Source organism: Paenibacillus sp. AR247 (assembly GCF_002968895.1).
Taxonomy (GTDB): Bacteria; Bacillota; Bacilli; order Paenibacillales; family Paenibacillaceae; genus Paenibacillus_AQ; species Paenibacillus_AQ favisporus.
This window is the reverse complement of the sequence record NZ_PCZT01000002.1, coordinates 119,196-135,675: the sequence shown is the minus strand read 5'-3', so window position 1 is coordinate 135,675 and position 16,480 is coordinate 119,196. Positions and strand designations below refer to the sequence as shown.

The window sequence follows — 16,480 nt, the reverse complement described above, 5'->3', positions numbered from 1 at the left end:
TCAGCGGTACATGAACTGCGGGCGTTTAAGCTGGATCTTCTCGACCGGGTGCTGCAGCGCAAAGTGGTCATCGGGTTGTCGCCAACGTTTATCAATCATATGGTGAACGAGCTGGAGGAATATGAGCGTATTCTCGCTGAGCTGTTAAAGGGAAATCCGGTTCCCCGTTATCACCCGCTGCATCACGATCTGCTGTGGCTGCCTGACGCGGCTTTTCACTCGGCATCGATCGCTTCGGATCTCGACGGGGTGGAGCGGAGGCTGATCCAGAGGAGCAAGGAATTTGAGCAGCATTTCAACGAATTTTATTTGAAGGCGCTTGAGCTTGTCGGATACTTGCGTACGCTCCGGACGACCTATCCGGCGGTGAAAAAGTTCCACAGCGACGTGGACCTGGAAATGTCGGCGTTTATGAACTTTCTGCTGGAGGTCGAGGAGCTGGACATCAGCGCCGAGCTGCTGAGCAGGCTGAACAGGCTGGTGCCGGACCATATGTTCCGGGAAGAATGCTATTATTTGCAGAAGCTGTCCCAATTCGGTGAGGTGCCGCGTCCTGATTGCGACCCGGCAAAGCCAAGGGTGGAGTAACGCCCAAAGGGATTGATCATAAAACCGCTTTAGAATGCCTCTTTGCTCTTCGGGTATGTCCTGGGTGCCGGGTAGGTTTTTTTACTCCTGAACACAAACCGGCTTGCTGCGGACAGGGATGGATAATATCAAATAAATCCAGTTTATTTGCGCTGCAGTCCATTGAGTTCGGCCGGGCGATGCGTGATAATGAGGGCACAAGATCACTACCAAACGAAGAGAGGTTGATGTATTCGTGCGTAAAGTCAAGGTTGGCGTCATCGGTACCGGCATGATCAGCACCGTATATCTGAAAAATTTGACCGGCATGCTCGACCATATCGTCGAGGTCAAAGCCGTAGCGGATATGGTTCCGGAGCTCGCGCAGAAAAAAGCGGAAGAGTTCGGCGTTCCAAATGTGTACACCGTGGAGGAGCTGCTGGCCGACCCGGAAATTGAAATCGTTCTCAATTTGACGGCCCCCGCCGCGCATGCCCCGCTGAACCTGCGGGCACTTGAGGCCGGGAAGCATGTGTACACGGAGAAGCCGTTTGCCCTCAACCGCGAGGATGCCGATGAGGTTCTGGCTCTGGCCGAGTCCAAAAACCTGCTTGTCGGCTGCGCGCCGGACACCTTCCTCGGCGCCGGCATCCAGACCTGCGTCAAGCTGATCAATGACGGATGGATCGGCACGCCTTACGGTGCAAGCGCTACGATTATCATGGGGAACGCCGCGGGCGGCATGCATCCGAACTTCCGCAACTTCCTGAAGCTGGGCGGCGATCCGATCATGGATATGGGGCCTTACTATTTGACGGCGCTGATCGCGCTGCTCGGACCCGTACAGAGGGTAACGGGATCCGCCCGCCAGCTGCATCAGGAGGTCGTGGTGGACAATCCGAAATCGCCGGCATTCGGCCAGACGGTGCCGGTGGAAGCGCCGACGAACGTATCGGCGGTGCTGGACTTCCACAGCGGCGCGGTGGCTACCCTTCAGGCGGCCAAAGAGGCGTTCGGCTATTCGCCGCGGCTGGAAGTGTACGGCACGGAAGGCATTCTGTACGTTCCGGATCCGAACTTCTTCGGAGGCGCTGTATCCATCCAGTTCCCGAACGGGCAGACGAAAGAGATCCCGCATTCCCATCCGTATGCCGAGGAAGGACGCGGCATGGGCGTAGCCGACATGGCTTATGCAATCCAGTCGGGACGGCCGAACCGGGCAAGCGGCAAGCTGGCGCGCCATGTGCTGGACATCTCGCTCGGCATCTTTGAAGCGTCTCAGCAGGAGCGCCACATTCACCTGGAATCCACGGTGGAACGTCCGGCTCCGCTGCCACTCGGCCTGAAGTACAACATGCTGGATCTGTAAACACCGCACGGAGAACCTGTCCCATTTCAAACCAAGAGAGGATGCATAGATCATGACCCAATTTCCCGTCGCCGTACAGCCTTATACGGTTCGAGAACAATTAAGCAAGGATTATATAGGCACGCTGGAGAAAATCGCTGCCATCGGCTATCAGGGCATTGAGCTCGGACGCCCGCCGGAAGGCATTACCGTGGCGGAGCAGAAGGCGCTGCTGGACCGGATCGGCCTCAAGGTCATCGGAACCCATGCCGGATTCGATACGTTTGATTTCAATCCGGACGACATCGCGGATTATCTCGAGGAGGTGGACGGCGGTAAATTCGTGGCGCTGTCGCTGCGTTTTGCGTCCCGGGACGAGGTGCTGGCCAAGGCCGCCAAGCTGAACGAAGCGGGCGAGAAGTTCCGCCAGCGCGGGGTTCAGCTGCTATACCATAACCACGACTGGGAGTTCGCCCAATTCGACGGCGAATACGCGCTCGATATTTTGCTCCGCGAAACCGATCCTTCCTTGGTTCAGATGGAGCTGGATACGTATTGGGTCAAGCGGGGCGGTGAAGATCCGGTGTCGTACCTCGCCAAGCTTCAGAACCGGTGCCCGCTGCTCCATATCAAAGACGTGGAAGCCGGCGAGGAGCAGTTTTTCGCCGAAATCGGGGAGGGGATTCTCGATTTCAAGGCTATCGCCCAAACGGCGCGGGAGGTAGGAACCGGCTGGCTCGTCGTCGAACAGGATCAGAGCCGGCGCGTATCCGCTGGAGAGCCTGGCGATCAGCTACCGCAATTTGCAGGGACTCGGACTGATTTAATCATTTAGTTTCTTAGAACGAACATCGAATGGGCCTGAAAAGGAACCGAAGCTAAGACTCCACTTCGTGGGGGATGAGGAAGGGAACTGCCATGAATATAACGGAAAGCCAATCCAGCCGGGCGGCCTCGCATCTTGTGCACCTCCCGAGGATCCATATCGTCGGGGACATCGTCAAGAAGCCCGGCACCTCCCTCGGCCCGCGGCGGATTCACGATTACGAGCTGCTGTATTTTCCGGATGGGACGCGCAGCGTCTACAGGGTGGAGGGGGAAGCATACGTCCTGCAGGAACCGAGCTTTATCGTGACCAGGCCGGGCGAATACCACGCCTATGAATACGACCCGCAGCAGCCGGCGCGCCATCTGTTCATTCATTTCGGATTTCCGGAAGATGCCGGGACGGAGACGGCGCTTCCGCTCCTTGCGCCCGGCGGCCCGAGCGTTATTCCGCTGGACGAGGAGCTTCCGGTCGGCATGATGAAGCAAATCATGCATATCGCCCATGCCCATACGGACCGGATGCAGAGCCGCGGGAGTTCGCTTCTATGGTCGCTGCTGACGGAAATCAGCGGCCACCTCTTCGACGAGCCGCTGACGACGCCGGCCAACCGGATTCCTCCCCAAATCGTCAAGGCGCTCGATTATATCGACAAGCATTTGGGAGAGGCCATTTCGGTGGAAATGCTGGCGAGGCGGATCGGCTGGTCGCATGAGCATTTCTCCAGGTCTTTTGTGCAGTATATGGGCCGCACGCCGCGCGATGCGATCATTCAACGGCGGATCGAGCGCGCCTGCCAGCTCCTGCTGTACGAGGAGCACAGCATCAAGGAGGTCGCCTTTGCGGTCGGATTCTCGGATGAAAATTACTTCAGCAGGGTGTTCAAAGCCGTGAAGGGACTCACTGCCAGCCAGTACCGCAAAAAGTATTACAATCCGATGTACCGGGATTTGGTTCCGGTCAAGGAGTCGGAATCGCTGTATCCGGTCAACCGGATTCTGTATAACATCGGGGCCGGCGAAGGTTAACATTCGCCTGGCTGTATAGGAGAGTGATGCGAATGAAGGAGAAGGTGAGGACAGCGGTGGTCGGTTACGGATTCGCCGCCAGGACGTTTCACTGCCCGGTCATCACGGCCGTACCGGAGCTGGAGCTGGCGATGATCGTCCAGCGGAGAGGCCATTCGTGCCTGCAGGCCTACCCGTCCGTCCGGGCTGTACAGGACGTCCGGGAAGCCTATGAGGATCCGGACATCGACTTGATCGTCATTACGACGCCGAGCACGGCGCACTACTCGTTTGTCAAGGACGCCCTGCTGGCCGGCAAGCATGTCGTCGTAGAGAAGCCGTTCACGGCGACGACGGAGGAAGCGGACGAACTGATCGCGCTGGCCCAAAGTAAAGGGCTGGTGCTCAGCGTGTTCCATAACCGCCGGTGGGACGGCGATTACCTGACGCTGCAGGAGGTTGTCCGCCGCGGTCTGGTCGGCCGGATCACCGAAGCGGAATTCCGCTGGGACCGGTTCAGCCCGAATGCCGATCCCAGCCGCTGGCGGGATGCGGGGGCCGAAGGGTCCGGGACGTTCTATGACCTGGGCGTCCACCTGATCGACCAGGCGCTGACGCTGTTCGGGCTCCCGGACAGCGTGCAGGCGGAGGTGCTGACGCAGCGGGAGCGGACGCTGGCCCCGGACTATTTTGACGTATCGCTGGGGTATCCGGATGGGCTGAAGGTGTCGGTGAAATCGACCCTGCTGGCCCGGGATCCGGCTCCGAGGTACCGGTTGTACGGGACGGAGGGTTCGTTTGTCAAGTATGGAGAAGATCCTCAGGAAAATCTGCTGAAGGCCGGCAGGCTGCCGGGATCGCCCGGATGGGGCGAAGAGCCGCAGGAGATGTGGGGAAGCCTCGTGGCCAGCCGGGACGGCCTGCAGTTTACGGGGCGTCTGAAGACGATTCCGGGATGCTATGACGCCTATTACCGCAACGTGGCGGAGGCTATCCATGGTGTGTCGGAGCTTGGCGTAAAGCCCGAGCAGGCTCGGATGGCGATCCGTGTCATCGAGCTGGGCATGCAGAGCCATGCCGAGCAGAGAAGGGTGCCATTTACCCCTTAACTACTTACGGAAAGAAGGAGATCAAGCTTGTTTCCTTTCAAATTGTCATTGAATACATCTACACTCCTGCCTTACGGACTCGGCGTCAAAGAGCAGGTCCGCGTGGCGGCGGAAGCAGGCTATGAGGGCATCGAGCTGTGGGTACGGGACATTGAAGCTTACCTTGCAGAGGGCGGCGAGCTGCAGGAGCTTAGACGGTATATCGAAGATCATGGACTGAAGGTGGCGAACGCCATCGCCTTCTGGGCTTGGGCCGACCGTGACCCTGAAGCGAGACAGCGCGGCTTCGATCAAGCGGAGAAGGAAATGGAAATGCTGGCGGAGCTGGGCTGTCTCGCGGCTGCGGCGCCCCCCTTCGGACAGGTTGCCCACGTCACGCTGGACGAATTTGCCGCTTCCTTTGCCAAGCTGGCCGAGTTGGCCCGCCGGATCGGCATAGAGCCCTATCTTGAATTCTGGGGAAAAGCTGCCCGGCTGAACAGCCTGAAGGATGCGATTTACGTAGCTCAAGCCAGCGGGGTGGCGGACGCCAAAATTCTTATCGATCCGTTCCACATGTATACCGGCGGCAGCGAGCTTCGGGACCTTGAAGGCTTGCCTGGGAACCGGATCGGCATCGTCCATGTGAACGATTATCCGGCAGCGCCGTCCCGCTCCGAGATCCAGGACGCCCACCGGGTATTTCCGGGAGACGGCATCGCTCCGTCCGAAGCGCTCGCCAGAACGCTGGCGGATGCGGGATATGAGGGCTATCTGTCGCTGGAGCTGTTTATGGACAGCTATGACGGGTTGACAGCCCTGGAGACCGCGAAGCTTGGCATTGCCAAGATCCGGGAGGCTTACAGCCTGTAATGTCCAGATCCATCGCGGGAGACAACCCCGTTAGCAAGCTGTCGCTGCTTGCGATTACGTGGCCGATTTTTGTGGAATCGGCCCTTCAAATGTTCCTCAGGACATCGGACACGTTCATGCTGAGCAAGGTGTCCGACGGCGCGGTTGCTGCGGTCGGCGTCGCGAACCAGATCATCATGTTTGCGGTGCTGATGTTCAATTTCGTGGCGCTCGGCTCCGCGGTGGTTATCTCGCAGTATCTGGGTGCCCGCAGGCAGCATGAAATCGGCCGGCTGGCCGGGTCCTCGCTGGCGCTGAACTTCCTGTTCGGCCTGGTCGTGAGCGTCATGGTCATGATTCTCAGCGGGCCGCTGCTGCGGATATTTGACCTCGATCCTTCCCTGTTCGGGCAGGCGGAGAAGTATTTGCTCATCGCCGGGGGCGCCCTGGTCATTCAGGCGCTGCTGACCGCCGTCACGGCCATGATTCAGTCTCATGGATTAACCCGGCAGACGATGGTTGTCACGATCGGCATGAACGTGCTGAATATTTTCGGCAATTACCTGTTTATTTACGGTCCCGGAGGCTTTCCGAAGCTGGGCGTCGTCGGGGTGGCGATATCCACCGCCTTTGCCCAGTGCGTCGGGCTGGCCGTCAATCTGGTGCTGCTCCGCAAGGCGGCGGGCGTCTACATCCGCTGGAACGACCTGTTCGTGTGGAGCCGTGAGCATATCGGGAAGGTGCTACGCGTCGGCGTGCCGTCCTCGGCCGTGTCCTTGTCGTACTCCGCCAACCAGTTTGTGACCACGGCCTTTATTTCGTCGCTTGGGGCCAGCGTGCTGGCAACGAAAATTTACACGCAGAACATCATGTTCTTCGTCATGATTCTGGCCGTCTCGCTGGGCCGGGGCGGGCAGATCATCGTCGGGCAGCTGGTCGGCGCAGGCCAGAGGGAAGAGGCCTACAAGCAGGTGATCCGGAATTTGATCCGGAGCGAGCTGATCACGCTGGCGGCCGTCGCCGTGCTGACGCTGTTCCGGCAGCCGCTGATGAAGCTGTTCACGACCGACCCGGACATTATCGCGATGGGAGCGGCCCTGCTGCTGCTGAGCTTTCTGCTGGAGCCGGGGCGCAACTTCAACGTCATCCTGGAACGGTCGCTGCAGGCCGCCGGCGACGCCCGGTCCGCCATGATCGTGTCCATCACGGTGACCTGGCTCTTCAGCGTGCCGCTGACGTACCTGCTCGGCATCCATTGGGGATACGGCCTGTACGGTATCTGGGCAGCGTTTATCGCCGACGAATGGCTGCGGGGCATCCTGCTCTGGGTCCGCTGGAGGAGCAAGGCCTGGCAGCGAGCCGCCCGCGCAGGCAGCACAAAAAAACCGCCACTCGGGGATTATCCGGGGTGGCGGTTCTTTGTGCTGGCGCCGAACAGGGACAGATATGCCGAGGAGCGGCGGATCAAGGCGCGGGTATCCGTCGGGAACTCCGGGCCGAGCAGCGGGAGGCGGTTGACGGGAGCGTTCGCCTGGACTTCCGTATCAAGGTCAGCCGTCAGGCCGGAGATCGCAAGCGACGTTCCTCCCCCGATCCGCAACGATGCTGCGGCTCCTTTGGCGTAAGCCGTACGATTCAGCTCGAGAAGGCCGGCATCAAGGGATCTTCCCATGTGTTCGGCTGTTGTGCGCGCGGTATGCTGCTCCAGGCGTGATCTGACATCAAGCAGCGCCATCAGCGCGAGCGGGTATTGATTGTGGTCCGGCTGCTTCAGAATGTGCATGGCCGTCGCGGTGATGGCCTCTTCCAGCGTCAGGCCGCAAATATAACGCAGGCAGCAGCCCCACCGTACCAGGTCGAAGGCTTGCTTGCCTGAGCACAGCAGGCCCTCGGCAAGCCCTTCCTCTCCCGAGTAAGGCAGCTTTACAATGCCGATCCGGCAGTTTTCCAGCCAGCCCAGGCTGTGGTGCTGGTACCTTGGAAGATCGATTTCAAACAGTTCGATGGTGGAGATCAAAGCCCGGTTCATCGTGACATCCTCCTTGACCGTGATTTCATGGATACTCCCTGCCGTCTTGTTCCGGATCGTCACGGCCAGTAGGGTTCCATACATGTGTCCGATTGGTAAACTATCCGCATCATACGTCCAAGGGAGTTCTCTTGGCAAGAAGGCGCGGCGGATTTTTTCGGATCAAAACCAGCATCTTTCCACCGCAAAGTCCAAAATTCCGGCAAAAAGCCGCTTTTTTTCAGCCTAGCGGCTTCAGCCCTATTCCGGCATTATTTTCCGGTCCAATGGGCGGGTTCAGCCATTTGAATGGTTTCCCGCCTTCAGTTATCCAGCAAAGCTAAGGAAAGCGGTAGGAAAGGCCGTAAAACAATGATTCCTACGGATTAGGACCCGTTTTCCCATCAGATCCCCAAATAAAGCAGGGAATCGTATCGTTTCCCTGCTTTACAGTTCGCCGTCCCAGGCGTATATTCATTTCATCATCCAATAGAGTAAGATTTGCGACTTGATGAACGCTGAATTTTCCGATGAAAAGCGGGGGAACCAATCGCAGTCCTCGTCCCACGGAGCTTTATGCTGGGGCTTGCGGCTTGCAGGGGTGAATCGGAGGCAGGATAACGCCTGTTTCCGTAGGGCTACTCTCACGGCCCGAATCCGTCAGCTAACCTCGTAAGCGTAGTTGAGAGCGGAAGAAACTGTGATTTGAAGCGTAAACACAGGGTATCTGCTCTGTGTTTTTCTGTGTGCTCATTTTGAAGGATGAAGCGTGTACATGGAATATGTCTATTCGCTGAATTTCCGCCGGAATGGCGGAGAGCGGGGGAACCGGTCGTGTCTGCAGCATCCGCTGCGGCCATATGGGGTGAATCTCGAAAGTGTAGAGTAGGGCTACTCTTTGGCCCGAATCCGTCAGCTAACCACGCAAGCGTGTTAAGAGAGGCAGCTGTTATTCATGCAGATGGCAAGGCTTATTCAGCCTTGGATTTGGAAGCATGGAAGAGTGTCCTCTTTCCGGTGCTTCTTTTTTGTTGTTTAAAAAAGGAGAAGCATTGATTCCCAAGCGGGCGGCGCCCGCGATTTTGTACAAATAGAGAAAACAGGTTATGTGGGAGAGAGGAGAACATGAAGTGCCCCAGATACAAGTAAACGGAACCACGTTATATTATGAAATTCACGGCAGCGGCACGCCCATCGTGTTCATTCATGGGCATTTGTCGTCCCATCATATGTTTGAGCCCCAGGTCGAATATTTCAGCAAGCGGGCGAAGGTAATCGTGCTGGACCTCCGCGGTTACGGCAATTCGGGGAAGCTTGACGTGGAGGTCGGGCACATTATGGAAACCCAATGCAGCGATCTGTGCGAGCTGCTCAATAAGCTGCATATTTCGCAGGCGACGCTTGTCGGCTGTTCCAGCGGAAGCGCACTCGCCCAGACGTTTGCCGCCCTTCATCCGGACCGGGTCAGCGCCCTGGTACTCGTAGACAGCTACTTCGCCGGATGCTTCGGGAAAAAGAACCATTTGCTGAATATTTGCGAGGCGTGCAGCTGGCTGTCTTATTATTTGCCTGCGGAGTTTTCCTAAGGTCGCTGCGGGTGACGTATAACTCCTGCGCAAGGAGCTGTACCACAAGCGGCCGACAGAGTCGATCAAGCAGCGCATGGAGCTGTTGCGGTATGGAGATGCCCGCCAATTTGGCGCGGCTGCCAATGCCTGTACTGTGCGTCGCAGGCAGTCAAAGCGAGTGGTTCGTCAAGCAAATGCAGCGGGCGGCCACCCTGTTCCGGCATGTGCAGCTGGCGACGATCGAGGATGCGATGTACCCGACCCATTTATGCCAGCCCCATGCATTCAACCGCATGCTGCTGGACTTTTTGATGGACCAGCATATCTACCGGACCCGGGAAGCCTATGGAGGATAGCCCGCGTTCATGGGATTTGCCTCGTGGGAAGAAAATCGCATCTTGAATCGCACTGGCCCTAACCAAACGATCTACTCGCTGTATTAGGCAGCAAGTTAACCGCCCGATAAGAAGGCGGTTAACTGAGCTCTAGCGAGTATTCGTTTTTTCAATGAGACTGATTATATTAAAAAGGGAGGGATGAACCGTCCATCAATATCGGTGAACCCGTATTCCTGGGCAAGATCACCAGCCTGTAGTACCAGTCCGTTTTTCAGTTTCACTTCATCATCCCCAGCTAGGGCTGACACCGCTCGCCCTACGTAATACGGCGACTCCGTGTGTTTCAGAGCATCAACCTCCTTCCAATGAGCTTCATCTGTACCGAAGTTCCTTAATACCAGTTCTGTTCTCATCCAGCCAGGGGAGACCGCTACCACGGTTATTTCAGTGCTTTTGAGATCATGAGCTAATCCGAGCACTGAGCGGTTAATGGTATTCTTGGCGAGGTCGTAATAGAAAGTTCCTAAATACTTATCCTGATCCTGAAATGTGGTATGTACGATCAATCCAGAATCAGCTTCCAGCATAAGCGGAATCGCATAATGGTTTGTCGCTATTTGTGGGCGTACTCCATTCTGAAACATCGCATCCCACATGTTCAGCGGATATTCCCAGAATGGTTTGGATTGTAAATTCACTTCCAAGTCATGCAGTCCCCAGACGTTATTCACTAGGATATGGAGCCGTCCTTGTTCCTGTCGGATTCTCTCGATCAAAGCTTGTGTATCCTCATCACGGGTATGATCGCAACGACATGCGTACGCCTCTCCTCCATGACTTCGAATCTCCTCCACAGTTTCATCGATACTGCCTGGAAAACCGTGTGTAGTCGTACCTCGTAAACTTCTTCCGGACACATAAACGACTGCTCCGGCTTTCCCAAGTTCAACGGCAATCCCTCGTCCTGCTCCCCGGCTTCCTCCGGTTACAAGAGCGATTTTCCCAGCGAGTCTCTTCAAGTTCATCTACTCCTTCGCAGTTATTTATTTCACCATACTAAAGTAATGCGTCATTAACTGTCGTATTTGAGGATGAACGATTGATTTTTAGAATAAATGAAAAGGCAAGCTTGAAAGTTAGGCATATTGCTAATTTGTTATTTGCGGCTATATCGATAAAATACGTTATGGGAATCTGAGCTGCGGTGTGCAGCCTTTTTTAGGTTGGTGAAAGTGCTTTTGCCATTGACAGGCAGGGATATAATGGAGAGATATAATCATGGCATAAGAAGGAGGAAAAGTTGTGGCAACCATCGAAGATTTGATGAAGCTGGACATTCGCATCGGAACGGTGGTCAAGGCGGAGCCTTTTCCGGAGGCGCGCAAGCCGGCGATCAAGCTGAGCATTGATTTCGGGGAGCTTGGAGTCAAGCGTTCCTCGGCCCAGATTACGAGAAGGTATACCCCGGAGCAGCTGGTCGGCCGCCAGGTGGCCGCCGTCGTTAATTTTCCCGTACGGCGGATTGCCGGATATGAATCGGAAGTGCTCGTTCTCGGCGGAGTTCCGGAAGAGGGCGATGTGGTGCTGCTGGCCCCTGATGTGCCTGTCGGCAACGGCACGCCCATTGCTTGAACATTTTACAAAACGAAAGGATGGATACCGATGATTCTACGCCCAACGAAGGATGACTACAACGAAGGTTTCGCCAAGTATGTCTCTCTCGTACCTGAGGGGAACCTCGAGGAGATTCTGAACGGGTCTTTGAACCGGACGACCGCGTTTTATTCTGCACTGACGGAAGAAAAGGGGAACTACCGCTATGCGCCAGGCAAATGGAGCTTGAAAGAGGTGCTCGGCCATATTACGGATAATGAGCGCATCATGTGCTACAGGCTGCTCCGTATCGCCAGGGGGGACACCACGCCTTTAAGATACATATAACTTCCCAAGGGTCAAAATTGGGCCGATTGCAAGGCCATGCTGCGCGCCTCCAGCTCGCACTATGATTTGAGGCGCTCCTCGGCAAGATGAATAAAAGCCTGCGCGGCATGGCCCAAATATTTATCCGCCCGGTAAATGATGCTCATTTCCCTGTAGGGCGGATCATCATGGATGGGGAGGAACCGCAGCTTCGGATCGCCGATGGCTTCGACGAGCGTAGGCGTCTGAACGGTAACCCCCATGTTTTCCCGGACAAAGCGGAAGAGCGAAGGATTAGACGTCGTTTCCACGACGATGTCCAGGTTAAACCCGTTCTTCCGGCAGTATTGCTCGACGAGCTCCCTTCCCCAGAACCCCTTGGGATACATAATGATCGGCAGGCCGTTCAGTTCAGTTAGGGAGACCGACTCCCTGCCGGCCAGCTCGTGTTCGGCAGATACCACCACGCCATACTCCTCCCGGGGCAGGGACCTGACCACCAGCCGGTTGTCGTAAAGCGGCTTGAGCGAGATGCCGATATCGATTTCCGTACTAAGGACGAGGTCCGCTACATCGACTGCCGAGACGATCTTGAGCCGGACGTTCGGATACCGGTTGCGGAAATCGATGAACATCGGGGTCAGGCGGAAATCGAGCTCGGAAGGCAGCACGCCGACGCCGAGCGTACCGCCCTGGTGATGGCGAAGTTCGCCGATCTCCAGCTTGGCGTTCTGCAAATTTTGAAAAATTCCCCTTGCCTGCTTAAGCAGGACCGAGCCTGCATCGGTCACCGCAATCCGTTTGCCGATCCGGTCAAACAAGGGCATGCCGACCTCCTCCTCCAAGGCCTTAATCTGCAGGCTTAAATTCGGCTGGGAGATGCCGAGCTTATCTGCGGCTCTCGTAAAATGCAGCTCCTCGCATACGGCCACGAAATACTCCAGTTGCCTCAGTTCCATGTTATTTCCTCCTGTTCATGAACGATAGATCGCGGCGTACCGAAGTGGAAGTAAACCCTAGAATGTGTGAAAACATGGTTTTATCATTTGTATAACAAATTATTATCATAATTTCAATATAATTGATAAATGATCCCTCTCCCATTAAGATGTGATCAAATCGATCTGAGGGAGAGAGAAATAATGAGAAAACCTTCACTGTTCATGATGGCTGTCGCCTTCATTTTGGCCTCTTTAAATTTGCGGCCCGCAATGAATTCCATCTCGCCCATGCTGCAAGCCATCCAGCGGGATTTGGGCATGAGCGCGTTGTCGGCAAGTCTGCTTACGTCCATTCCAGTGTTGTGCATGGGGATATTTCCGGCTTTTGCGGTCAAACTGGGCCAGCGTGCCGGGCTGGAGCGCGTCATCGGCTGGTCGATTGCGGTCATCGGCGCTGGTACGGTGCTGAGATGGTTCACCGGGTCGTCAGCATACCTGCTGCTGACCACCATCCTGGCCGGGCTCGGGATTGCTGCGGCAGGACCGCTGCTGTCCGGGTTCATTAAGCAGCATTTTCCCGCCAAGGTGCCCGTTATGATTTCGCTCTATACCGTCTCCATGGCGGTCGGAGCCGCGCTCGCATCGGGATTGTCCCTGCCTTTATCGGTCCGGGCCCATTCGTGGCAGGAATCGCTGGCGGTTTGGGCTATCCTGGCTGCCGTCGCCCTGCCGGTATGGTGGTGGTCGGTTCTCCGTCATACCCGTCGGCCTGCCCGTGCGGAGCGCTCGGCAAGGGCGACCGGACTTCCCTGGAACAGCGCCAAAGCATGGGGTCTCACGCTGTCCTTTGGCCTGCTGGCTGTTCTGTTCTTTTCGGTCACGGCTTGGCTGCCGCCAGTCGTGGAACATATGGGATACGGCAAAGCCTATGCGGCGAACATGCTTGTCCTGTTTTCCCTGACGCAGATTCCCGTCGGCCTCCTGTTTCCGCACTTGCTCCAGCGTCTGCCTTCCCGACGCTTCTGGCTGGCGCTGGGCGCACTATCGATGGCTGCCGGCTTCCTGATGCTCTGGATATCCGTGACGCCGTGGCTGGCGGCGATTCTGATCGGCATCGGTCCCGGCGTGCTGTTCCCGGTCAATCTGATGATGCCGATCGAAACGGTAAGCGATGCTCAGCAGGCGACGGCCTGGTCGGCCATGACCCAATCGGTGGGATACGTGATTGGCGCGATGGGACCGATGCTGCTTGGCGTGATCCACGACGCTGCCGGCAGCTATACGCTGCTCATCCCGGTGCTGCTTGCCGTCACGCTGGCCATGGCGGGGGTTCAGCAGCTGGCCGCGAAGCCTAAAGCGGCGAAGGCGCTAAACAAGCAGCGGGCGAAGGAAAAGGAAACAGCCCTTCCCTTGGCAGAGTAAGGAAAGGGCCGTCGATGACGGAGCATCAGCCTGCCGGCTGGCAGTATAGATCGGGACGGGGGCAGGCTTTAGCAGAGGACCTCGACCGTAAACCCGCCCGGTGCCTCGACGTAGAATGTATACCCGTGCGCATGCTGCGGAGGCTTGACATCGTATCCGTCCTCCAGCAGCTTTTGGTTGATGCGGTCGACCTGCTCCTCGGTCTGCTGGGGAAAGCCGACGTGGAACGTTTTGGGGTACTGCACCTCACGGCCCTTCATCAGTGTCAGCACAAACCCGTCATCATCGAAGAGCACCGCGAAGTTGTCGCCGCGGGCCGCCCGGCACTCCAGTCCGAAATAAGTTTCCAGAAAGGCCCGTGACGCCGCCACATCGGTCACCGTTAAATTCAAATGGTTGATTTTCATCATTACCGCCGTCCTTTCAAAATGGGATGACTTTCTTTGCTTACCCCCTTATTATATGACCTTTATGCAAGTGATAAGGTTTCGGTATAATGGGGGTTAAAAAGGGTGGGGTTCACGATAAAAACCCGTCACCTGGCAGGAGGCATCGGTATGGATATTCAGCTTCAAAAGGTGACAAGGGAAAATTGGGAGGAAGCCATTTCCCTCCGGGTTGCGGAGGAACAGGCCGGCTTCACCCCGCCGGTTGCAGTTTCGCTGGCCAAAGTCTACGTTAAACCCGATGGGGACAACGTCGACTATATCCCTTTCGCCATATACGATGGGCCGCGAATGGTCGGCTTTATAATGCACGCATGTGAAGAGAACACGGCGGATATGTACTGGATTAACGGCTTTTTGATTGATGAGCGCTACCAGGGCCAAGGGTACGGCCGGGCCGCCTTGACGGAGATCGTCCGTTGGATCGTAAATCGGTGGGACCGCTGCCGGGAAATCCGCCTGACCGTCCATAGGGACAACAGAGTCGCCAAGCGACTGTACGAGTCGGCAGGCTTTGCGCCAACCGGGGCGGTATACGGGGGAGAAGAGGTATGGAGCCTGCCGGTCGCAAAAGGCTGATTCATCAGCCTGAATTTCTTGCGGGCCGCAAGGGGGATAGGCTTGTTGGCGCAGATCTCTTGCCCCAGCCGGCGGTCTGTAATATAATGGGGAAAATTTCGTAATTGATGGAGGTTGGAACGATGATGATGATGACCGTTTTCTTGACCATTCTTTCAGTGAACTAAACTGAATAGCATGCCGGAGGCATGAGGTATCCGAGCCCGATAGGGCTGGGTATATTTGATATGCAGCTTCCGGGGATGCAGTGAATGGTCATGAAACGGAATTCCTTAATCACGTTCTTATGCAGGCAGCCTTAGGGGCAGCCTGTGCCTTTTTGCATAGAAGACGCGAATGGACTTTGGTTCATTCGTGTTTTTTTGTTTCCGGGGCAAATGTTCGAAACACATTTAACCGGCCGCCGGGGCAAAAACCGCGCTCTGCGGGCTTCATTCTATGCTTACCATCAATGACGAGGTGATCGATGTATGCCACGCTACTTTTTTACTGTACTGCCTGGGCTGGAAGAAATTCTCGCCGATGAAATGCAGGCTAAAATTTCCGGGGTACGTATTGGGGACAAGGTCAGGGGAAAGGTTTATTTTGACTCTGACTTGCCAGTAGAGTATTTTCTGACGCTGCGGACTGCCGACAATCTGTATCGTTTCATCCACCGGTTCCCGGTGGGTCCTCATAAATTGCATTTACACCATATCGAACAAGAAATCTTCCGTTTGGATTTATCCATGATCCGCCCGGATTCTTCCGGAATGATCAGCTTTAAGGTCAATGCCAGCCGAGCGGGAAACCATACCTACAGCAGGTTTGATGCGGCAGAGGCTGCGGAATTGGGAATCATGCGGCGCTATCGGCATTTTAGACAAGATCACAGCGGCGGTCATCAGCTCGAGTTTCGGCTCGATCTGGTTCAGGAAGAGGCTGTCTTTGCCATCAGGATAACGGATGCGGCGTTCAGGTATAGGGGAAAGACGCGGGAATTTGCGCCGGCTGCCCTGCGGCCGACCGTTGCGCACGCGCTCGTGTGGGTGTCCCGTCCGGAGAAGGACGACATCTTCGTTGACCCCTGCTGCGGATCAGGAACCGTGCTGTCCGAGCGCTGTGTGTATCCTCACGCCGGCATTCATGGCGGAGACCTTTCTGAGGAAGCCGTCTCAGCTTCCCGTGCCAACGTGGGACACACTTCCGGTGTACATCTTGAGGAATGGGATGCGCAGCGCCTGCCGCTGGATTCGGGATATGCAGGCAAAGTGGTGACCAATCTTCCATTTGGAAGACAAATTTCGTCCATAGCATGCATTCCCGTTTTGTATGAAGGAGTACTTAGAGAAATGAAGCGGGTGCTGAAACCAGGAGGTCAGATCGTCTGTTTAACCGATGCGGGGGGTCCTCTGCTGGCGGCTGCCGAGAAAGCGGATCTCCGTTTGGCCACGGTAGCCGACCTCCGGTTGAAGGGACTGCATCCGTCCATTTATTTGCTGCAAAAAGNTTAGTCCGGCCCTGTCTCACGGCTAAAACGGACTTCGGGCAATATGGCGGAATGCAGTGTGCCGACTGTGCTTGCCGCATT

17 protein-coding genes and 2 riboswitches are annotated in these 16,480 nt (G+C 56.3%); of the genes, 14 read left to right on the top strand and 3 right to left on the bottom strand.

Annotated elements, in window-relative coordinates; all coding sequences use genetic code 11:
• The 9 genes from CPT76_RS01000 to CPT76_RS00960 form a co-directional block, all read left to right on the top strand.
• The coding region (locus CPT76_RS01000; protein ID WP_105441636.1) for a DUF2935 domain-containing protein at positions 1 to 588 on the top strand (588 nt) is incomplete at its 5' end.
• Positions 589 to 823: 235 nt separating this feature from the next.
• On the top strand, positions 824 to 1,936 hold the full coding sequence (locus CPT76_RS00995; protein ID WP_105441635.1) for a Gfo/Idh/MocA family protein: 1,113 nt from the start codon (positions 824 to 826) through the stop codon (positions 1,934 to 1,936).
• A gap of 52 nt (positions 1,937 to 1,988) precedes the next feature.
• Positions 1,989 to 2,750: a sugar phosphate isomerase/epimerase family protein gene (locus CPT76_RS00990; protein ID WP_105441634.1), complete on the top strand. Its 762-nt coding sequence runs from the start codon at positions 1,989 to 1,991 to the stop codon at positions 2,748 to 2,750.
• An 83-nt stretch (positions 2,751 to 2,833) separates the two neighbouring features.
• Entirely contained in the window at positions 2,834 to 3,769 is a 936-nt protein-coding gene (locus tag CPT76_RS00985; RefSeq protein WP_105441633.1) for an AraC family transcriptional regulator, read from the top strand.
• A 32-nt stretch (positions 3,770 to 3,801) separates the two neighbouring features.
• Positions 3,802 to 4,857 carry an oxidoreductase gene (locus tag CPT76_RS00980; protein ID WP_105441632.1) on the top strand — a complete coding sequence of 352 codons (1,056 nt, stop codon included), beginning with the start codon at positions 3,802 to 3,804 and terminating at the stop codon, positions 4,855 to 4,857.
• 27 nt (positions 4,858 to 4,884) lie between these two features.
• The gene (locus CPT76_RS00975; protein ID WP_105441631.1) at positions 4,885 to 5,709 is read left to right on the top strand and encodes a sugar phosphate isomerase/epimerase family protein; all 825 of its coding nucleotides are present in this window, start codon (positions 4,885 to 4,887) and stop codon (positions 5,707 to 5,709) included.
• Positions 5,709 to 7,313, top strand: coding sequence for an MATE family efflux transporter (locus tag CPT76_RS00970; protein ID WP_105441630.1), 1,605 nt, complete (start codon positions 5,709 to 5,711; stop codon positions 7,311 to 7,313). Before CPT76_RS00975 ends, CPT76_RS00970 begins: the two co-directional genes overlap by 1 nt.
• 889 nt (positions 7,314 to 8,202) lie before the next feature.
• Positions 8,203 to 8,390, top strand: a riboswitch (cyclic di-AMP (ydaO/yuaA leader).
• 87 nt (positions 8,391 to 8,477) lie between these two features.
• Positions 8,478 to 8,643, top strand: a riboswitch (cyclic di-AMP (ydaO/yuaA leader).
• 183 nt (positions 8,644 to 8,826) lie between these two features.
• Entirely contained in the window at positions 8,827 to 9,282 is a 456-nt protein-coding gene (locus CPT76_RS00965) for an alpha/beta fold hydrolase (RefSeq protein ID WP_181152643.1), read from the top strand.
• 92 nt (positions 9,283 to 9,374) lie between these two features.
• Positions 9,375 to 9,620, top strand: coding sequence for an alpha/beta fold hydrolase (locus tag CPT76_RS00960; protein WP_105441628.1), 246 nt, complete (start codon positions 9,375 to 9,377; stop codon positions 9,618 to 9,620).
• A 161-nt stretch (positions 9,621 to 9,781) separates the two neighbouring features.
• Here CPT76_RS00960 and CPT76_RS00955 read toward each other — a convergent pair whose 3' ends face one another.
• Complete coding sequence (locus tag CPT76_RS00955; protein WP_234489422.1) at positions 9,782 to 10,627, bottom strand: SDR family NAD(P)-dependent oxidoreductase; 846 nt, start codon at positions 10,625 to 10,627, stop codon at positions 9,782 to 9,784.
• Positions 10,628 to 10,904: 277 nt separating this feature from the next.
• Here CPT76_RS00955 and csaA point away from each other — a divergent pair, with 277 nt between their 5' ends.
• Both csaA and CPT76_RS00945 read left to right on the top strand, forming a co-directional pair.
• Positions 10,905 to 11,234: a chaperone CsaA gene (gene csaA / locus CPT76_RS00950; protein WP_076170310.1), complete on the top strand. Its 330-nt coding sequence runs from the start codon at positions 10,905 to 10,907 to the stop codon at positions 11,232 to 11,234.
• Between the two features lie 30 nt (positions 11,235 to 11,264).
• Positions 11,265 to 11,543, top strand: coding sequence for a DinB family protein (locus tag CPT76_RS00945; RefSeq protein ID WP_105441626.1), 279 nt, complete (start codon positions 11,265 to 11,267; stop codon positions 11,541 to 11,543).
• A gap of 59 nt (positions 11,544 to 11,602) precedes the next feature.
• On the opposite strand, the gene CPT76_RS00940 is transcribed toward CPT76_RS00945, so the two are convergent.
• On the bottom strand, positions 11,603 to 12,481 hold the full coding sequence (locus tag CPT76_RS00940) for a LysR family transcriptional regulator (protein WP_105441625.1): 879 nt from the start codon (positions 12,479 to 12,481) through the stop codon (positions 11,603 to 11,605).
• Positions 12,482 to 12,664: 183 nt separating this feature from the next.
• Between CPT76_RS00940 and CPT76_RS00935 the strand changes: the two genes are divergently transcribed.
• A complete protein-coding gene (locus CPT76_RS00935) occupies positions 12,665 to 13,885 on the top strand; it encodes an MFS transporter (protein ID WP_181152642.1) in 1,221 nt (406 codons plus the stop codon).
• A 68-nt stretch (positions 13,886 to 13,953) separates the two neighbouring features.
• Here the strand turns inward: CPT76_RS00935 and CPT76_RS00930 are convergent, their stop codons facing one another.
• Positions 13,954 to 14,292: a VOC family protein gene (locus CPT76_RS00930; RefSeq protein ID WP_089550074.1), complete on the bottom strand. Its 339-nt coding sequence runs from the start codon at positions 14,290 to 14,292 to the stop codon at positions 13,954 to 13,956.
• 150 nt (positions 14,293 to 14,442) lie between these two features.
• Between CPT76_RS00930 and CPT76_RS00925 the strand changes: the two genes are divergently transcribed.
• Complete coding sequence (locus CPT76_RS00925; protein WP_105441623.1) at positions 14,443 to 14,910, top strand: GNAT family N-acetyltransferase; 468 nt, start codon at positions 14,443 to 14,445, stop codon at positions 14,908 to 14,910.
• A 470-nt stretch (positions 14,911 to 15,380) separates the two neighbouring features.
• The gene (locus CPT76_RS00920; protein ID WP_105441622.1) at positions 15,381 to 16,403 is read left to right on the top strand and encodes a methyltransferase domain-containing protein; all 1,023 of its coding nucleotides are present in this window, start codon (positions 15,381 to 15,383) and stop codon (positions 16,401 to 16,403) included.
• Positions 16,404 to 16,480: the final 77 nt, after the last annotated feature.